Annotated in this window: 9 protein-coding genes; 1 reads left to right on the top strand and 8 read right to left on the bottom strand. The window is 67.1% G+C overall.

The genetic code is table 11. The features are described 5' to 3' along the window. From FJM51_RS21525 to FJM51_RS21560, 8 genes are all read right to left on the bottom strand, one after another. A partial coding sequence (locus FJM51_RS21525) for a transposase (protein ID WP_140456187.1) occupies nt 1–297 on the bottom strand: 297 nt, incomplete at its 3' end. 135 nt (nt 298–432) lie between these two features. Beyond that, nucleotides 433–1,230 carry a hypothetical protein gene (locus FJM51_RS21530; RefSeq protein WP_140456188.1) on the bottom strand — a complete coding sequence of 266 codons (798 nt, stop codon included), beginning with the start codon at nt 1,228–1,230 and terminating at the stop codon, nt 433–435. 197 nt (nt 1,231–1,427) lie between these two features. Next, nucleotides 1,428–5,411 (bottom strand): V-type ATP synthase subunit I, encoded by a 3,984-nt coding sequence (locus FJM51_RS21535; RefSeq protein WP_140456189.1) that lies wholly within the window; start codon nt 5,409–5,411, stop codon nt 1,428–1,430. 716 nt (nt 5,412–6,127) lie between these two features. Further along, nucleotides 6,128–6,631: a hypothetical protein gene (locus tag FJM51_RS21540; protein ID WP_140456190.1), complete on the bottom strand. Its 504-nt coding sequence runs from the start codon at nt 6,629–6,631 to the stop codon at nt 6,128–6,130. A 32-nt stretch (nt 6,632–6,663) separates the two neighbouring features. Continuing rightward, nucleotides 6,664–12,732 (bottom strand): DEAD/DEAH box helicase, encoded by a 6,069-nt coding sequence (locus FJM51_RS21545; RefSeq protein WP_181164701.1) that lies wholly within the window; start codon nt 12,730–12,732, stop codon nt 6,664–6,666. Between the two features lie 14 nt (nt 12,733–12,746). After that, the gene (locus FJM51_RS21550; RefSeq protein ID WP_140456192.1) at nt 12,747–16,004 is read right to left on the bottom strand and encodes an STY4851/ECs_5259 family protein; all 3,258 of its coding nucleotides are present in this window, start codon (nt 16,002–16,004) and stop codon (nt 12,747–12,749) included. Between the two features lie 472 nt (nt 16,005–16,476). Beyond that, nucleotides 16,477–17,859, bottom strand: coding sequence for an IS1380 family transposase (locus FJM51_RS21555; RefSeq protein ID WP_140456193.1), 1,383 nt, complete (start codon nt 17,857–17,859; stop codon nt 16,477–16,479). Between the two features lie 369 nt (nt 17,860–18,228). Beyond that, nucleotides 18,229–19,212: an MIT C-terminal domain-containing protein gene (locus FJM51_RS21560; RefSeq protein ID WP_140456194.1), complete on the bottom strand. Its 984-nt coding sequence runs from the start codon at nt 19,210–19,212 to the stop codon at nt 18,229–18,231. Between FJM51_RS21560 and FJM51_RS21565 the strand changes: the two genes are divergently transcribed. Continuing rightward, nucleotides 19,211–19,507: transposase (locus FJM51_RS21565; RefSeq protein ID WP_140456195.1), on the top strand; the 297-nt coding region annotated here is incomplete at its 3' end. The two genes, FJM51_RS21560 and FJM51_RS21565, sit on opposite strands and share 2 nt — an antisense overlap.

Raw genomic sequence — 19,507 nt, forward strand, 5'->3', positions numbered from 1 at the left:
CATCGCAAAATACGCCGACGCCTTCTTCAGGATCTCGTTCGCCTGGCGCAGTTCACGGACCTCGCGGCGGAGCCGGGCAAGCTCCTCCTTCTCAGCGCTTGTGACGCCAGAGCGAGCGCCGTCATCGCGCTCGGTCTGTCGCACCCAATTGCGCAGCGTTTCGCCGGAACAACCGATCTTCGACGCGATCGATTGGATCGCGGCCCATTGCGAGCCGTGTTCCTCCTGATGGTCCATGACCATCCGGACGGCGCGGGCGCGCACCTCGGGACTATAGGGTGGGATTCTCTTCGTCATGGCTCCACTCTCTCAAGAGTTGGGGCCTCCGGGCAACCCGGCGCGGTTCAGACGGCCCTCCCGGGAGCCTTACACAAAAAAGCAGAGCTTGTTAGCCGAGGCCGCAACCGAAAAGGATCGAGGCGTCGCCAGATTTCAAGTGCGAAGGAGCTGGAGGGCATCCTCAGGATGCACAGGTTGGCGGTGGGCGAGTGCATTGCGTGCCCGCACAAGCACATCAAGCCGTTCGGCCTCGGGTCGGGTCAGATTCCCGCGTAACTGGAAACGGAGCGCACCCAGTTCAATTTCTTCGATCGAGGCGACACCGAGGCCGCGCAGGTGATCATCGAGGCGTAACCGGCCCCGATGCATTGCCACAATCTCAAGTCGCCTGCTTTCGATCTCAGGAAACAACGCTGTCAACTGCGCTTTCCAGACGCGTTGCTGTATTTCGCTCTTTCGCTGACCGGCGAGAATGGCTAGCGGGCACGGGGTCTCTTGTCCAAGGATCGGTGCCTCGGCGCGGCGCGAAAGCCAGGCTACCGGATCGGCCAAGTCATCGAGACTAGCCTGCACCAGCGACGCCGCGAGGTCCAGCCGCCAAGCACACAGTTCCACGGCGAGCACTACGGCCAAGTCTCCCGCCAAGCCGTCGCGCGTTGCGGGAAGATGTTCCTCCGCCCATATCACTCGGTCTCCCCGGCGCAGCCCTGTCTGCCAGTTCTGAGGCATTGCCTCGGCCGGAATAGCCAGATCCGCCGGTAGGTCGGTCACGAGCAACGCAGGGCCGGCCCGTCCCGAAGCACGAGCAGCCGCAAAACGCTCAACGAATACGGACCAAGGCGCCAAGTCACTTGGTCCGATTGCTGAGAGTGATATGATTGCTAGCTCCTCGTCCAGAACCGGATTGAGCAGCGCCTCCAGCGTTGGTGCGGTGCCGAAGGCTTCAGCCACGGCAGCGGCGGGTGACTGACCAGTGTCCGCGCGGAACTCGACAGGGTGAATCCGTAGATGAGCTCGAAGAGCCTCCTGAACGCCCGGAGGGCGGCTAGGGTCCGAAAGAAGTACGGCGACTCCATGGTCGAGCCGCCGTACCAAGTCGTCAAGCCACCTTCCGAGGCCTGGTAGGCCCCACGGATCCGGGTTTGGAGTCATGCACCGATCAGCCTGCCGAGCGGGGTAAGAATCGGTGCAGCGGCGGGTGTTCGGCCTTGGCGGAGAGTTCCGAGGGTGGCGAGGCGTTCCAGCCTTTGCTCAGTCGCGTCGGGACACTCGCCCACGAAATCCTCGAGCGACGGATCGAGGTCCTCGAGTTCGCGAAGCGTATTCAGACAATTCAAATCAGCTTGATCAAGACCCAAGGCTTCCGCTGAAAGCGGCATCTTCGCCGCCCAGGCTTCCAGATCCTCGACACGGCCAGCGACCGGTCGAACCGCCAAATCGGGGAGGAGTTGGCGAAGCGCCTCCAGACGGGCCGGCGCTCCGCCCGCTGCAGCCATGAGCGCCCCTCGCGTTGCCGCATCGTCCAGAGCCGGAACGAATCCCTCGTCGGCCAGCCAGTGCCGCAGCATCGCCTCGGACCACGCACCGGCATCGAAGAGGATCATCCCATCGGCAGGTGAAGTGACATGAGACCCGCACCAGATCGGCAGCACGTCTCCCCGCTCGACCTTCAGTTGGCGGGCGAGCTGCGCCGCAGAAGAAGGCGACCAATCTCCTTCAATCACAAGAGCCGCAGGCCCCGTCTTGACCCTGTCAAGCGCGCGCCGCACCTGTATGTCGTCTAGGTCGTCGCTGTTGATGCGGACGTGGTTGCATCCGGGCAGCCAGAGACGTGCTGCAGCAAGAATACGGCCGGCGACATCACCGCCGACAATCGCAGCGCAAGATCGGACCAAGCGTATACCGGGAACGCGCTGGTTAAACAGTCGGTCGAGGTCTCGGTCAGAGAGAGGGGCACGCGCACTGGGCAACTCGGGCCCGAGCAACCGGAAAAACAGCGCCGCGTCGTATGCCGGGTCGTCCTCACGTTCGTCGAGTCGAAGAAGAGCGTCCTCCAGCTCCTCTTGCCGTCCCAACATCTGTGCCACTTGGGCATTTCGCAACCCGTAGCGCTTGTCGGGAAATCGGCTGAGGATGCCAAGATCTACCAGTTCCTCAAGGAGTTCCTCGAAATCAGTCATCGCTGGCTGAGCGAGCACCTTCGGCCAATGTGTGATCCGGCGAATTTCGCTTGCAGTCAGCCCCTGTGCCAGAACCTTGCTGTCCCCACCTGTAGCTTCGAGCCGGTGCAGCGCGATCGAGCGGGCAATGCAGTCGTAACGGACATCAAGGTTCAGCGTCAGCTGAAAGCGATCGCGGATCTGGTCGGCGATGCGCTCCGCAGCAGCACCTTCGAAAAGACTTTCTCGGTCTAATTTCCAGCGCGGTCCAACGTTGCCTGCGCGCGGGCGCCTACCGAAGCTTTCCACTATCTGCCGGCCAAAGACCTGCACAAGGGACGGATAGTAGTTCATTCGCGCAAGCATGTCCGAAACGAGTTCCGGCTCAGAATAGTCAAGACCGGCAGCGCGCATCGGCTCAACCGCGAGCCGCCGCAGGGCGGCACGGTTTGCGGGGCTCTGGTTCATAGGTCCAATGCAGATAGGCTCGCCCAGATGCGGCAGCGGTGAGTTTGGCGCCCGCGCCATCCGTCGGACATTGTGCAGGCCCGCGAATACGGCCTTGAAACGCCGTCCGGTCCTCTCCATGAGTCCCTTGAGCGGCAGGAGATTGGGATACCCAGCGGCATGTTCGGTGCGCAGGAAGTTGTCGGCCTCGTCGAACATTGCAAGCAGCCGTCGTGCCGGGTCGCGGCCGAGCCAAGTCTCGATTGCAGCAACCATTTCATTGGGGTCGGGCTCGATCTCCTGAAACTCCGCGAACCGGCGCAAGTCATGAGCAAGTGATCGCCAGATGCCCTCGGCCGGCACACCTGGCCCTCCGATCGACCTGATGTCGAGATAGAGCGCCAGTTCGCCGCGCTCGGGCCGATGCCGCTCTCCGCGAATGTGGTTGAGAAGAACCGACTTGCCCAACTGCCGACCGCCGTAGATCAAGCAACCCTCAGCGTTGCGAGAGACGATCCGATCGATCTCGGCCTCGCGTCCGAAAAAGATCTCGGGCGGAATCTGGCCCGGGCTGATCGTATACGGCTGCACCCATGCGAAGGGCATCGCACAATCGAGAAGAGTTGCGAGCGTGTCGTCGCTTTCAAGACCCGCGAAGAGCAGAAGTGCTTCGTCGAGAACGACAGCTGATCGCGCCTCGGTCCTCATCTGGCGTGCAAGGCGTTGCCGATCCTTAACGTCGAGTCTGCTGAACAGCACAACGATCCAAGGCGCATCGGGGGCTTCGCTTCCGATTTGGCGCAGGAGTTGGTCGATGGGCACATCCGCTCGCGCCGCTAGCACCTGATAGCGTCCGCCCGCGGCACTGCCGAACGCGGGGGGAAGGAAGCCGTCTGACCTGCGGGGCACATCGCAGTTCATCGTCAGCAGCCGAAGCCGTGCGGGCAAGGCTTCGCGCCCGTCGACAAGCCGCACTCCACTGAATCCGATCAACTCGAATAGCTTAGCCAAAGCCTCGCGCAGCCGCACAGGCTGGCTCTGCCGCAGGGAGTTCTCTCCCTGACCCCAAGATTCCAAAAGCTGCTTGAGCCTGTGGGCGCGCCGCTCTTCGATGCTTGCCAAGTTGATTCGCCCAGCCGAGCCACGCGCTTCTAAGGCCGCCAGAATTCGCCCTCGCTTGGTCTCTTCAGGTTCTGCTGCGATGTTCGCGACACAGCCGGGAAAGAACCGGGCAAAAACGTCGGGATCCGCGATTTCTGGCATCGGGACCGCACGGCCCGCCTTGATCTCGGCGATCGCGTCGTCTGCAGTAACTAGATCTAGGCGGTCGAAAACCGCCAGAAGCTCCCGCGCCGACTCCCCCTGTGGCAAAGCCATCAGCCGCTCCAGTTCCAACCGCTGACGCTCGGCAATCTGCGCCTGCAACTCGTCCCGGCGAGCTTCCATCTCGGCAAGGAGGGAATCGAGTTCCGGAAAATCTGGCTCCACATCAGGTCGGCGAATTCTGTTCAATGCCGGCAACATCACGTCGTTACCCTTGTCCGGGGCGACCAAGGCAGAATCGATGAGGGCGAGTCGCGACAGATCGCCGGGCAGCGCCGTGGCGGCGTCCAGATCAAGGTAGCCGATCGTCGTCAAGGATTGCCGAAGACGCGCCACACGCTCGCGCGCCATTCGACGGGCGGCTTCGAGTACCTCGTCGAGCTGCTGCCGTCGGGCGTCGTATTGATCTTTAGGTTGGTCGCTCTCGTTCAGTCGGTCAAGAAGGCGCTGCGCAGCGAGCACCGCTGTCTCCTTGAGCCGCGCATCGAACGCGAGGGTCGCATCCGGTGAGATAAACTCAGGCCGAGCGAGAGCGGCTGCAAGGCGACGATCGCGCAACTCCCGCTCGGCATCAAAGGCAGGACCGTCATTCTCGGTCCAGTCCTGACAGCCGCCGGGCAGTCGCAGTAGCGGGGCTTCGAGCAGGTCCTGCATGCGCGGCGTGGCCGAAAGTGCCACCCGACCGCCGATGAGTTTCCGCAAATCGTCAAGCTTCTCGGTCAGAACGATACCAGCAGCTTCGGCAAGTCTGCCTTCGCCTTCTGTCGGCCCGTCGACGCCAGTGCTTAGGGCCTTGCGTACGGGGCCAAGTGCGCGCAGCAGCCGCCCTCGGCTGTGATCCTGCGTCTGCCGAGCATCCTGGCGCCGCGCTTCAAGCCAGTCGGAGAGTTGATCGCAGGCCTCCTGAATCCCTCGACAAAACCAATCGAGGGCCATGCCGTCGATCCGGTCCCGCCTTGGGCGGCCGCTGCGCCGTTCGGCTTCCGAAACGAAAGCCTCCTGCGCGCTCCTATCATGGGCAAGTCTGTCGATCAGATCCTTCGCAAGCGCCTCTGCGTTCTCGGCCCCGGCCAGCACAGCCTCGGCGACACGTCCAATCTCACCCTCGTGGTGAAGCTCCCTGTGGAATAGGGCGTAGGTCGGCTGATGCACCGTCTTGCGGTGGCGTGCTTCAGCCAGCCACCCCTCAAGGCGCTTGCGCATGGCCGGTTCCGCCGACGGCGGTCGAGTTCCGGCAAGTTCGGCAAGGACTCCGGTCGACAGCCGCACATCGTAGCCGAGGCCGGCGAGCGCCTCGATGAGCGGTGCGCAGCGTCAGCCTCAGCAGCGGCGCGGCAGGCCTCGACCAACCTCTCGGCCAGGGCAGCCAATTGCTCGGCCGCTTCGACGTTGGGCCGATCCAATCTTTGCGCACCCTCGGCAAGTCCTTGAGCGAGAGCCGTCCATTCGCGGGCCACCGGTGCGTCCTTCGCTGCAGTCTCTGCAGGCGAGACCGGCGTCTCGGATAACTCTGCCTCTACGAGACCGAGGTAGATCCGGTGCACTGCTCGCTCTGGTGTTCCAAGGGGGAAGCGGTCCTCCGGAATGCCGTGAATCTCATCAGAAGTCAGTTCCCCTGCTGATCGGGTGACTAACCAGCGTAGCGCGCGAAAGCCGAAGGTCTTGGTCGTATCCCCGGACCGCCTCATACGGTCGTCATAGCGACGCAGACGCGCATGATCTCCCGAGGCAATGATTTGCAGGAGGCCATTGTAGAAGTCAGAGTCGCTCCTTAGTCGCTCCTCCGGGATTATGTCGCGGAACAGATCCTTGTGCTTGCGCCTGTCGCTCCTCGCGATGGGAAATATCTCCTGTGCGAGTTCTGCGTTCAGGGCGGCCATCGGATCGGGTAGGATGTTGTCGTCCATTGGAGCCTCGCCTCAGTCGAGTCTTTTGCATTGGGAGCGCGAGAGACCCGGCTCTCGACAATGCGAAAGTGTGCGGTTTTCATTCGGCTCAACTGGCAGGAGGGGTTCGCAGCGCAATCGTTGGGTGAAAGAACCCTCGATCCTGCCAAACCCTTGGTAGACCGGGATCGTCAGAGGTCGCCCGTCAGCTAGTTCGGCTGTCAGAAAGCGATGGTGTGGCAGCCGCTTGGCGTTCGACGTATTGTGGCTTCCGACAATCAACTTCTGCAACAGGGCTTTCCAATGCGTACCGGTCTTTAGGGTATCGTCTAACAGGCTCGGGCCCGGCCCGTCGAGATCCCTGCGTCTGTGCGCCCGCCATCGCTTCGCATCCGGCATGGCCGAGATGAGTTCGGAGCGGCTCCACGTCTTCAGGATTCGTTCGGTCGACGGACTGTCACCGTCGACTACCCATTGTCGGCAGCACGCCCGATGCGGCGAGTTGAGGTTCGGCTGGTCGAAGAAGGTCTGCGCCATGTAGTCGTCCCGTGTCGCCGCCTGTCACGCCCCTACCACGTGACCCAGAGCGGAGAGGGGTGTTGGCCTTCTCCCTGGATCTCGACATCGGTCTGGATCCGCATCAACTCCGCAGCCTGTCGCGCCGGCTCGGCGTTGCCATTGAAGCGAACCGGGCGTCCCGGAGTGCGCCATGCCCCCAGCCCTTGGTCGAGATGGATCGTGACCGCCGTGCTGTCGGCGAAGTCGAGCCGGAGGCTCCGGGCGTGAGGACAGGCGTCCTTGGGACGGAGCGACACAGAGGCGCCGGGCAACAGCGCGCGCAGAACGGCGCCACGCGTTACGTCTTCCGGCCAGGCATGGTGCAGGGCCCGCGGCGGCTCCCGGTCGGCCCCGGAGCCCTGTTCAGTGACGATCTCGACCGCTGTCGCCCCGTTCCGGCCTGGCATGGCACGGAGTATCCCCGCGAGAAGACGCGCGGAAAGGGGCGTGCGCAGGTAGCGGTCGCTGTACATGACGCGCGCCACGGGGTACTTGCCCGCGAAGGCCTGCGGGCGAAGGGGCACCACAGCTTTCCAGAACGCCATGCCGAAGCCGGCGACCGGGCCGTCAAACTGGTGCCAGATGTCCAAACGGGTGCTGTTACCTTCGCCGAAGGCCGCGAGCTTCGCCAGGGAGAGCGCCGGGCCCATCTCGGCCGGAGCGTGCGCGCCAAGGAGGGCTGGCGCCACGCTGACATCGCCCCATGTGGGTCCGACTGTTGCAGCGGACGGTGACGGGGTCGCGATCTGCTGATGGCGTCCGCCTTCCTCAATCTCGGCGATGATGGGAAAGCCGCCCGCCATCGGCAGGTTTGCGCAGGAGCGCAGCGCCCCACCGGAGCGGGCGATAGCGCGCACCAAGTCGAGCTTCTGCGCGAAGGCAAGCTTTGGCACTTCTCCGGCAGGCAGCGCCAGCGCGACCTCGGCGCCGCCCCGCTGCGCCGCCGCGAGCAGGTCGGGGCCAGCCCAGTCCATGACGTCCCAAGCGGTCGCGTCGCCGTGCAGGAAGAGCGTGAGGCGGGTCAGACCGCTCTGGGCGAGGGCGCGGCGGATCCAGTCGGGGACCGGCTCGGTGAGCGCCCGCGTCGCCGGGCCGAAGACCTGCAAATCCTCGGGGAGGGACAGGCGCGGCAGGACCTCGCGGCGCAGCGCCTCGAGCCCACCGGGCCGGTCGACCGGGCCGAGGTCGAACTGCAAATCGCGGCGCAGGATGCAGTCGGGGCAGCCATGGGCGCAGCGCGAGGGACAGTCGAGCCGCCCGGCTGCAGCTGTCAGCAGAGCGGGCAGATCCGCCTCGGCGGTGTTGGCGAAGCCGGAGCCGCCGGACGCCTTGTCGTAAAGGAGGAACGACGACCGCCGCCCGGCATCGGCGCGGACGCTCGGCGCGACGCTTACTCCCATGAGTTCGGCGTCGATCCCCAACCGCTCCGCCAGCGCTTCTCGGACCGCCGCGCCGATCGCGAGCGCGCGGCCCTGGTCCGCCTCGGTCGCCTGAAGCGCGTCGAGCCGCAGCTCGAACACGTCGGTGGAAACCTCGTTGCCAAGCCGTACGTTGCGCCGAATCCGGCGCGAGCCCGGGTCGTTGCCCGGGCAGAGCCTGTCGTTGCGCGGATTGTCACGGAGTTTCTGCAAGGGCAGGTGATCGCGCATCCCCGCCGGCAGCGCCTCGCCATCTCCGCCGGTCTCCGCCTCGGCCCGGCCGCAGGCGATGCATACCGCGTAGCCCGCACCGCCAGGCCCCGAGGAGGTCACAAGCACCTTGCCCTCTCGGCTGGTCCGCAGCGCGCCGGTGGCGGGATCGCTGAGCGAGACCCATGGCGCGCCGGCCGCCGAGACGCGGGCGCGGTCGGGCGGCACGAAGGCGAGGGTCTCGTAAGCCGCGTGTGGCTTGCTGGTGCCGAGAAAGCCGGACGGGCGCAGCAACTCCCCCCGCCGGGTCCCGCTGCCACAGTCGGGGCAGGTCTCGACCGGGAGGCGCGAGAGGCCGAAGGCGTTGCAGGACGGACAGCGCCAGAGCGTGCGCAGGTCCTCGACCGATCCCGGCTCGCTCCGGTTGCCCCAAGTCGGCAGGATACCGTCGGAACGGTGCACGAGTCCGTCGATGACCACCTCAGCCCCGGGCGAGTAGTCCCGGATCGCCATGTCGAGCGGGCGCGAGGGACCGCCTTCGCCGCCTGTCCGCCCGACATGGTCGAAGGCGACCACATCGACGGGAAAGCCATAGGCCGGGGTGAAGCCACGGCGGGCGAGTTCGGAGATCATGAACTCTTCCCGCATCCGCTTCGCACGCCGCATGTAGAAGCCATGCGCCGGGTCACGCTCCGGATGGGCGGCCTGCGCGGTCAGGAGCTGCCCATACTCTGCCATCCAGCGCTCGCGCATGCGCTCGAACGTGTCCGCCGCACACAGGGTCACCGCGGCGTTGCCTTTGAGCACGGTTCCACGAACGAGGTTCTGCAGGGCCTCGGCCACGGCTGGGCTGTCGGCCCACTCTCCCTGCAGCGCGACGAGAAACCCTTCAGCCGGGCTGTCGGGGAGCCACGGCGCGGCCGGATCGGGGGTCGCGCCAAAGAAGGTGCCGATGCCCGTAGTCGCCCTGATACCGCCTTCGCCGCGCAGGTACATCCCGAGAAGGAGCGCGTTGACATGGCGCTGCACCAGGACCGGCCCGTCGAGCCGCACCGCCGGCGCGCGTACGGCGCCCTTCAATAGGCGCGCGGGTTCACGAAACACCATCCGGTCGAGCGGTAGGTCCTTGCAAAAGGTGAACGCCAGGGCCCATGGCTCGCCCCGGCGTCCGGCTCGGCCGACCCGCTGGCGGTAGTTGGCGGGCGCCGGCGGCACGTTCGTGTTCACCACGAGGCCCACGTCGGGAATGTCGACGCCCATCTCCATGGTGGTGGAGCAGTTGAGGATGTTGATCCGCCCTTTCCTGAACGCCTCTTCATACGTCTGAAGGCTGGCCCGGTCGATCTGGGCGGAATGCTCCTGCGCGCGCAGGAAGGGCGCGAACTCCGCGATCCGGTCGTGGATGTCGGTCCAGTGGCCCCGCGTGCGGAGCGCAGCCACCCTCCCGTCCTCTTCCAGCCAGCGCCGGACCTCCGCGCGCGCCTCGGCCGTCAGCCCCGTCGGCGCTGCCCCTGGCAGGCGGGGCATGTCGACGTGCGTGGCAAGGGCCTCGGCCTCGATTGCGTTGAGCGAGACGCCGGCGGGCGCGAAGGGCAGAAGCCGCCAAGTCTGCGGGCATTGCCAGGCGCGGTCGAGCCGCGCGACCTCCGCTTGCCGCAGGTCGAGCCGCCATGCATAGGGGCCGGCCGCCTTCAACAGGCGCGCGCTGCGAAAGGCCGTCCAGATCGCTGCGAGGACGGCGTCGACCCGCTCCGCGTCTCGCGCGTTGTCGGGGGCGCCGCCTGTCAGGCGGTAGAGCAGGCGCACTAGGCTGCCACGCGTCGCTGCGGCAGTGGGAAAGCGGGCCGGGCTGCGTACCGGGCTCTCTGCGTCAGGCGGCGCACCAGGCTCCATGACAGCCGAAAGCGCGCTGCGGAGCGAGATCCAGTGACGCATGTCCACCGGATCCTGTGGCAGGTCGATTGCGAGGGTGGCGCGGAACACGATGTCCACCGCGGCATGGAGGACGTCCGCCCAGACGCCCGCATCGTGCCCGGCCTCGGCGAGTTGCGCCGGCACCTTGAGGCGCGCATGCTCCTCAAGCGCCGGGAAGACGAGCCGGGCGAGGCCCATGGTCTCGACGTTGTTTTGGAGCCGTGGCCGGCGGAAGAGTTCGCGGAACAGGAACAATTCGGCGAGGTCGGCGGGCGTGTCGGCCAGATGCGCACCCCCGAGCGGGCGGCCGCGCCAGACCTCGGCGGCGAAGTTCGACAGTTCGGGGTTGGCGGCGAGGGTACCGCGCAGATCGGTCCAGGAGATCCGGCCGGCGCCGTTGATCAGCGCGGCGAGCACCTCCTGCCTCTCCTCGAGAAGGCCGCGCAGCGACGGCACGGTGGCGACCGCTTGTTCCAGCCCTTCGATCTCGGCCTGCAGCGCGGCGGCCCTAGCCGGATCGTCCCCGCCGGCCTCTTGCACGGCGTGGGTGATCACGGCGCGGGTCAAGTTGCGCTCGGCCTCCTGCTGGAGCTTGGCCGAAAACCGCGCGGTGCCCTGCCGGCTGTCAGTAAAGGACAAGAGCCTCCGTCCGCCGAAGGGCGCCGCCCCTGCGCCCTCGGCGCGCGGCACGGCCTCAAGGAGCACGGGCATCGCGTTACCCATGAGGAACGGTGCGCCGAAGGTCTGCGGCCGGACGGCGGTGCGTGGCTCGTGGGCCCGCGCGCAACAGGCCCGATCGGCACGCTCCTCGACGATCCGGAGCGTCGCGAACCGGTCCTCTGGCTCAGGCCGGTTTAGCAGCGCGCCATCCGTGAGCCGAACGGCGATGTCGTCCCCACTATCGCGCGCGGGGCCGAGCAGAACCTCGCGTGACGGCGTCGCCGCGGCGCCGTTTTCAGGGCTTGGGTCGGGCTCGACATCGAGCACGTACTCGTCCTCGTCGTCGCCCCTTCGGGCCTGCGTCAGGTACTCGTGGGCCCCTTGCGCGAAGCGTTCGGCGAGGAGCCAAGGGGTTCCGCACTCGTCGCAGGCGCCGACCTCGAAGACCGGAGCGCTGCACGTGCAACGCTCGCGTTCATCAAGATGCACCTGGCCGTACGGCCAGTCCGAGCCTTTGGTGGACAGCGCCGGGTGGCGATCCGGGCATGCTGGGTCGATGCAGGCCCAGAGTCCGGCCTGCGCCCGGTGAAAGACGTGGAGCCGCCATGGGGCGAGGCGGAGATCGGAGCCGGGAGCACGCGCCCGTGCCGCAGCCTCCAGCACCGAGAAGGCCTGATGCCGGACCCCTCGATCGCCCGGATCGCCCAGCCCGAGGATCCCCGTCGCCGCGCCGAGCGTCAGGCCTCCGTCGCGCATTCGGGCGCGGGCGGCACGGATCCGCGGATCGGGCGCGAGCACCTGCCAGAGGCTCTCGTCTGGGACCGCCAGCGCCTCTCGGTCGAGCGCCGCTTGGGCGCCTTCGGGCGGCAGATCGGGCTCCCGCTCCTCGCCGGCGATGATCTCAACGCGATCCTCCGGCACGCCGCCCAGGTCCGCCACGAAGCGGCGCAGCGCCGCCGCCGTTTCCTGTCCTTCGCCGATGGTGGCGGAGGTCGCAGCGAGACGAACGTCTTCCGGGGCGACCCCGAACGCCTCCCGCACCCGGCGCAGCAGCAGCGCCATCTCTGCCGCCTGCGCGCCGACGTAGCTGTGCGCCTCGTCCAGCACGATCCAGCGCAGCGTGCCCTGCGAACGCTCGAGGATCGGTCCGTCCTGAGCCCGCATCAGCATGTATTCGAGCATCGTGGTGTTAGTGACGAGAATCGAGGGTGGATCCTCCCGCAGCCGCTTGCGGTCCGGCACCATCCCGCCGCCGGGCCATTCATGGGGTGGCAGCGTCTCTTTGAGATGTCTGTTGTAGAGCGCGTAGGTTATCCTACCCGACAGGGGCGCAATCCACTCGCCGAGCCGCTCGCGCTGGCTGTCGATCAGAGCGTTCAGCGGGTAGAGGACGATGGCCTGCACGCCCCGCCGCCGCCCGGCCGGCGACCGCCGCAGGAGGTCGTTCAGCATCGGCACCATGAAGCACTCGGTCTTGCCCGAGCCGGTGCCGCTGGTGACGAGGAAGCTCCGCCCCTCCGCCGCGGCGGTCCAGGCGCGCATCTGGTGGAGATAAGGCGCGTGCTCCGCGCCGTGCCGCGGCCATCGGCGGTTCGGCGCCCCGTCGAGTGCGGCCACCAGATCCTCTTCCAAAAGACTGCCTGCCAGATCGTCCAGCGTGCGGTCCGCGCGTTTCCAGACCAGCGCAGCCTCGAACACCGGGTCGGCAAGGAACGCGTCCGCCTGTCCCGGCTCAGCCCGCAGGCGCGCGGAAAGCGCAGCGCGCAGTGCGACCGAGCGGACGCGCCCTTTGGCCACCACCGCCGACGCGGCGCGGTCCGCCACCCGATCTAGGACCTCGGCGTAGCCCGAGCGGGGGGTGTCGATACCGTCCCTCATTCTGCCGTCTTCCCTCATTTCCGCGAAAGGCGCATTGCCTGCCAGGCCATCGCGGCCGGGAGCGCCAAGTCAAAATGGCTCGGGTCTAGGTGGATGCAGCGCAACAGCTGCACCCCGGTGCGGCCCTGCGGCGCTGCGCGCAGGCCGAAGGCGACCTCGGACACGAAGAGCGGCGCCTCGATCAGGCCATTCACATGATCGGCAAAACGGACGAAGGCCGCAGGCTGCGCCGCCGCGCGCAGGTCGGGAAAGGAGAGGTCGCTCTCGCCGTGGCGCCGCGCAGCCGCGGCTGCAAGCCGCACGAGGGTCCTTTCTGGATCACCGAACGCCGACGGCATACGCCCGAGCCAGTGCATGAGATCGGGGGGCGCCGCGAGCCTCGCCTCCATGAGGCCGAGCGCGAGATGCCCGTCCAGATCGGGGCGGAGCGTCAGGATCTCCCGTACGCGTCGCGCCATCTGCTCGCGCGCGAGCGTCTTGGCCCGCTCCGCCAGCGCGGGGATCGCGGCGAGGCTGGCGGCCTGGCTCGCGAGTTCCGCCGCCACGGCCGCGCCCCAGTCCCGCGGCGCGACGAACGCCCAGCGGCGTGCGCCGTGACGCTCGAGCTCCAGCCGGTCTGACAGGTCCGAGACGTCGGCCTTCATGAGCAGACGCACGGCGACGGCGGGCACCCATCCCAGCGCCAGAACTTGGTCCAGGGCGGAGGGACTCGCGCCATGAGCCGTCAGGGCCTCTATGGCCCGCTCGAGCGCCATGATGTGCGATTCATCATCCCCGTCGCGGAAGATCGCCGCATAGGCTGCGACTCGCGCCGCGCGGGTGCGTCCGGCGCCGGCGGCGTGCATACGATCGTCTTGATCGATCGTCGCCTCGTGTCCGGCAACCGGCTCGACCACGAGCGGGCGGGGCGGGCGAAGGGGCTGTCCGTGAAGGGAGGGAAGGAAGAACCAGCGCCCCGGCCCGAGCACGGCGCACATCGCCTCCGGAGGCGCGTTCTGCACCGCGACCGCCGGCCCAGGCGCGTCGAAGTTTATCGCTGCGAGGTCGGGCAGTGTCAGTTCATCGCCCGGTGCGCCTTGCGTTCGCAGGAACACTCCATCCTCGGTCAAATGGGTCTCGCCAAGGAACCGCCGCACCAGGAGTCGGGGCGACTCGTGCCCGTCGGCGAGCGCTCGAAGCCGCAACTCCGCGTCCGGCCCGCCGTGGGAGAGCAAGTCGTTCACAAGGTCGCGAACGCTCGACAGGGGCGCCTCGCCGTGGACGCGGACGGCCAGCGGCGACGTGATGCCGCCTAGACCGGGCGCGACCAGCCGCAGGCTGAGGTCGGTCTGGCCGACGAGGGCCGGCAGCACCCGCCAGTCGCGCAGATCGTGCAGCGTGATCTCGCGCTGCGTCTCAAGGATCGCCCCGTCTGGCCCTGCCAGATGGGCCCGCGTGGCCGGGAGCGCGAGTTGCCAGTCCAGCGTCTCCACCCCGTCGGGCGCGGCAGCGCGCAGGCGGAGCCGCGCCTTACGGATCCCGCCCGCGGGCAGCGGAACCCGCGCAGACCCGGCCTCGTCGATCACCGCCGGCGTGGCGTCCTCCACCCGCAGGGTCCAGCCGGCAGGCAAGCCGGAGACGCTCAGCGCCTCGCCCCCAGCATCCAACGCGAAGCGCGCCGCCGGCGGTACGATCCGGAGCCGGAGCCGCGCACCCACGTTCCCGCCTTCGTCGGCGGCGACGTCGAGCGTGCCGAGAAAGCCCTCCGCCGGCGAGGCACGCCGCCAGGCACCGCGGCCGCCGGGACGGTAGAGACGGCGCCGCGTCGGAAGGTCGACGAACCCTTGTCCCGCCCGGCGAAAAGCGATGTCGGGCAGACCCCGGAACACCGGCGCCCCGCGCCCGTCGCGCACCGTGCCGTCCTGCGCACCGAAGGCGGCGATCTCGTCACGCTCGGTCCGGTCCGCGCCCGTCTCGACCGCAAGCGACCAGTCGCGCACGCCGATCCGCCCTTTGCCCTCAAGCCGCAGCAGCCGGCCCTCCGTGCTCTCGCCGTCCGGCTGGGCGACCAGACCCTCGCTGCAGGTTACCAGCGCGTCCACCCCGACGAGCGCCCAGACGAGCGGGTCGCGGGTCCGCAGCGACGCGCTCCCGGCCCATGCCAGCCGCCGCGCCGCGCCGGTGTCACTGCTTTCGGCCAGAGTCCAGAGCGTCAAGCCCTCGGCTGGGTCGACGTTGCCGCCACCGGGCAGGGAGACCGGTTGCAGCAGCCGGCCGTCGGCCATCGCCACCAGCTCGATCGGCGCAGACAGGGGGAAGGGGAAGCGGGCCGTCCGCCGTCCGCTGATCCGGGTCGCGCTCCAGCCGCCCTGCTCGCGGTCAAGGGCGAGTATCAGGTCCGGGCAGGCCGCCGCCAGCGCGCCAGTCGGGGCGAGTCGCACGCGCCGGTACGCTGCGTCGATCCCGTCCATCAGACGCGTGGGCAGGCGGGTCGCTGGGGCTACATCGACGAAGGCGCGCCATGAGCCGTCCTGCTCACGCACCAGCTGGCGGCCCAATGGCTCCTCGACCTCGCCACCGGCCCGCACCGCCATCGCCTCGGCGAAGAGCGCGCGGGCGGCATCCCCGTCGAAGCGCAATGTAAGTCGCTCGCGCCAGCCCGGCTCCGCGCGGTCGAGCCAGATCTCGACGTCGGCGGCGGCCAGATCGCGGGGTGCCCGGCCGCGCAAGTCGACAAGCTCGCGGGCGAACTGCACGAAGAGCGCGTGGAACTCCTCGGTGCGGTAGCCCATCGGCAGACGTTCCGCGCGCCGCCGGGCGAAGGCCAGCGCCTGTTCCTCTGGACAGCCTGCGCCGAGGCGCTCCAGATCGGAAACGAGGCCGACGAGTGCCGCACGATAGCCGCCCTCATGTGCCAGAAGCCGCACCGGAAGCCCGCCCTCGGCGGCGAGCGTACGCAGGTACTGCACGCCCGCATCGCTACTCCGGGGCGGCGGGCGGCGCAGTTTCCGCAGCCCGCGGGCTGTCAGATCACGCAGGGCGGCCTGGTCGAGCCTGAGGCCGAGCGCATCCGTAAGGAAAGCCCAGGAGAAGGATCCGCCGGCGAAATACCGTCGATAATGCTCTGCTGCCCATAGGACGAAGGCCGCAGCGGTTTCACCGTCCCTCGATCGTCCGAGGCTGCTGCGGAGTCCGATCTCAAGTTCGTCGAAGCGGCGCTCCGAAAGCCGGTAGAGATGCAGAGGCCGACCGTCGATCTCGTCCTCGATCGCAGCAGCGAACTCCATCGGCATGGCGCTACCTCGTCCCTAGAGTCGCAGAGACATGAGTCTTGAGATCGTGCGATCTTTCACTTGGCATCCGAACACGCCGTAAGCGTTGCGCCACCTTCTGAAACACTACCCGGGAAACGGCCAAATTCATAAGTTGCGTCAACACTGCTGATTGTACCGTTTGTCCGTTCGAATCAAAGATTTGTATCCACTGTAGCAACGACTTCGTCAGTGGAGAACTTTGAATCCCGGTCCTGTCCGCTCCGCCAACCTCCAGATACAACTCATTCTCCGGTTCCCTGCATAGTCGAAATTTCTCGTTGTTTCCTAGCCCGGATTTCTCACCTGGATCTTCGTAGAGGGCATCGCGGACGGGGATCATGCCTGCGTGCGCGGACGGCTTGGGCGATCAGGCACGGCTTGGCACTGCGTCCCGGCGCGATCGAAGGTAGGGTTGGTCGGTGGCGCTGCGGGTGGGCGGGGCGATCGCGGATCAGCCGCGTAATCGGGCGTGGGCGAGGCGGAAAGCGGCGGCGTCGGGACAGCTCGACGCCATGGCGACGCGGATGCGACGGACGCTGCGAGTGACCAGGGCGCCGATCTTCAGAAGCTTCAGGCGGATCGTGCCACAGGTGGCGGCGGCGAGCTCGGTTCCGGCGAGGCCGATGCGGCGCAGCGCCGTGACGAGCACGTAGGCCATCGAGGCGAACCACAGCCGCAGCTGGTTGGCGCGCATGGTCGCAGCGCTGGTGCGATCGGCGAAGAGGTCGAGCTGGCACTCCTTGATGCGGTTCTCCATCTCGCCCCGGGCGCAGTACAGCTGCTCGTAGAGCGTGCGGGCGTCCGCCCGGGCGGGCTTCAGCGAGGTGACGACGAAGCGGGGATTGGCGCCCCTCGCGCCGCGGCCCGGCATCCACTCGGCCTTGGCGACGACGCGCCGGCGGCGGCTCCAGCTCAGCCTCGTCGTCCAGCGGAAGTCGGCGAAGCGGCGGGCGGGACCGCCGGTGGTCTCGGCGTCGTGCTCGGCCCAGGCGAGCGGGATGTGGATGTGCTCGACCAGCCGGGGGGTGCGTGCCAGGCCGAACAGGTAGTCGACGCGGTTCTCCTCGCACCAGGCCATCAGCGCCTCCCGTGCGAAGCCGCCGTCGCCGCGCAGCACGATCCGCACCCGAGGCCAGCGCGCGCGAATCCGGCCGACAATCCGGGCCACCTCCTCGGCGGCCCCGGCCGAGGCGTCGATGTTCGAGCGCCTCAGCTTCGCCGCCAAGAGGTGGCGGCCGCAAAAGACGTAGAGCGGCAGGTAGCAGTGGCAGTCGTAATGGCCGTGGAAGAACCGCCCCTCCTGATGACCGCGCAGCGGGTCGTCGGTGGCGTCGAGATCGAGCACGATCTCCTTCGGCGCGCGCTCGTGGGCGTCGAGGAACAGGTCCACGAACAGCGCCTCGATCGCCACGCCGTCGTGGGCGATCCGGCGGTAGCGGTCGGCTTCCGCCGCGCCATGCTCCAGCCGGTTCAGCGTGCTCTTGCCGGCGAGCGGCGCGCAGCGGCCGTGCCGCGCCTCCAGCCGGCCGAGCATCACCCCGAGCACCGGGTCGTGGCGCAGCCGGTCGTGATCGAGCAGGTCCTCGTAGCCGAGCGCGATGCCGAACACCCGCTGCCCGACCAGCGTCGCCACCTCGTGGACCACCCGCTCCGCCGCCCGGCTATCCGCGAAGCAGGCCGCGAAGCGCTCGACGAGCCCGATCGCCCGGTCGGTCGCTCCGAGCAGGAGCCCGCCCGCGTTCGAGGTAATCTCGCCGCCATCGAAATCCGCCACCACCGCGCGGCCATTGACCCGTGCGAATCCCATCGGCTTCGCGCTACACTCTGTCGGCATCGGGGAGATCTCCTGCGTGGACCGAAGTCTTTGTCGCAGAAGTACTTTCCCACGTTCAGGCCCCCGATGCACCTATCCCAGGTGAGAAATGCGGGCTAGGGGTGTAGCGGCAGAACTCCCCACTTCGCCCTTCGTGGACCCGCGTCGCGAAGCATCACTGTGATCCGCCGTGGTCGTCGGGTCATGGTCTCTCCTCGCTCTCGGCATCATGCCGATGTCGCGCGGACAATCCACTCATGGCCCTCGTTCAAATCTCCCGACCCACCTCTCCGATACGTCCAGCTTCGCCATGACATGATCGATGCAGCGGCGGCGGCGAACCGTGCTCATATCAGGGGCAGGCTAGTGACCGACTGCGCCCTCCCGGACTTAAGCGTTCTTCAGATAGGTGAGTTCGAATGCCTTGACACGTCGAAATCGCTGATGGCGACTGGCAGGACTGAATCCGTTATTTAACTCAACACGCTGGAATACATCTATCCCTCGATCCAAAAGAATCTTCCAGCCCGTGTCAGTTACAATGTGGCGAGCATGTATTATATTCGCCTCATCAAATTCCCAAACGAAATTGACCCCCAGCGGCGCGATCCCGTCGTGGATCTGCTCCAGATAGCCTTCTTGGCGAGCCAAATCTTCCGGGTCCGGCGCGGTTATCAACTTGAAGCTGACTTCCTCTCCGTCGGGCTTGCGGAGCGCGATCACCTCGAGCAGTTCCATCAGATTTCTCATCTGGTGATAAACCCGGATGTACGGATCTGTGAGTGTGATCTCGCTGGCTCCGTCGAGCCAGGGGCCGAAGAGTCCGTCGAAGCTGACACCCTTCTGATTCTCCGGGAAGGTGATGTGATCCTCCTTTGGGCCACTCCCGGAGGTCCCGTTGGAATGCGCTGGTTCCGTTGTCATCGGCAACTGTTCGGCAGCGGCCCGCGGAGAAACCGAAGGCGCGCCAGGGTTCGCGATGGTCTGCTCCCGAGACTCCTCCGCGGCGCGGCGATGGTACCATCTCGGATGTTCTCGTTCCTCAAGGGTCTTGACCTGAACCTCGCGGCCGTTCTGATCGGCAAATGCGAACTTCACGTCGGGATACGTGCTGTCGATCCGCATGAGCTGATCCTTCACCCGCTTGCGCCCCTCGACAGCCAGCGTGAGCAATTCTTCGACCTCATCGCGGCTCGCACCTCCACCGGGGAAAAGAAGCTTCAACAAGCCAGAAAATGTCTTCTGAACCCCGTCGCGGTCTCGCGTCGAGATGGTCGGACTCAGAGCAAAATGCTGCCTGTACTCGGAGGACCAATCCTGACTGAAGCGCGCCGGGTTTGCCGGAGGCTCCAACTCTTGAGAGACTGGAGCCATGACGAAGAGAATCCCGCCCTATAGTCCCGAGGTGCGCGCCCGCGCCGTCCGGATGGTTCTGGACCATCAGGATGAGCACGGCTCACAATGGGCCGCGATCCAATCGATCGCGTCGAGGATCGGTTGTTCCGGCGAAACGCTGCGCAATTGGGTGCGACAGACCGAGCGCGATGACGGCGCTCGCTCTGGCGTCACAAGCGCTGAGAAGGAGGAGCTTGCCCGGCTCCGCCGCGAGGTCCGTGAACTGCGCCAGGCGAACGAGATCCTGAAGAAGGCGTCGGCGTATTTTGCGATG

The organism is Amaricoccus solimangrovi, assembly GCF_006385685.1.
Taxonomy (GTDB): Bacteria; Pseudomonadota; Alphaproteobacteria; order Rhodobacterales; family Rhodobacteraceae; genus Amaricoccus; species Amaricoccus solimangrovi.

Coding starts and splice junctions, on each gene's coding strand:
- FJM51_RS21560 (WP_140456194.1), bottom strand. CDS start 19,212: ATGGCTCCAGTCTCTCAAGAGTTGGAGCCTCCGGCAAACCCGGCGCGC.
- FJM51_RS21555 (WP_140456193.1), bottom strand. CDS start 17,859: ATGCCGACAGAGTGTAGCGCGAAGCCGATGGGATTCGCACGGGTCAAT.
- FJM51_RS21545 (WP_181164701.1), bottom strand. CDS start 12,732: ATGAGGGACGGTATCGACACCCCCCGCTCGGGCTACGCCGAGGTCCTA.
- FJM51_RS21550 (WP_140456192.1), bottom strand. CDS start 16,004: ATGCCGATGGAGTTCGCTGCTGCGATCGAGGACGAGATCGACGGTCGG.
- FJM51_RS21540 (WP_140456190.1), bottom strand. CDS start 6,631: ATGGCGCAGACCTTCTTCGACCAGCCGAACCTCAACTCGCCGCATCGG.
- FJM51_RS21535 (WP_140456189.1), bottom strand. CDS start 5,411: ATGCGCAAGCGCCTTGAGGGGTGGCTGGCTGAAGCACGCCACCGCAAG.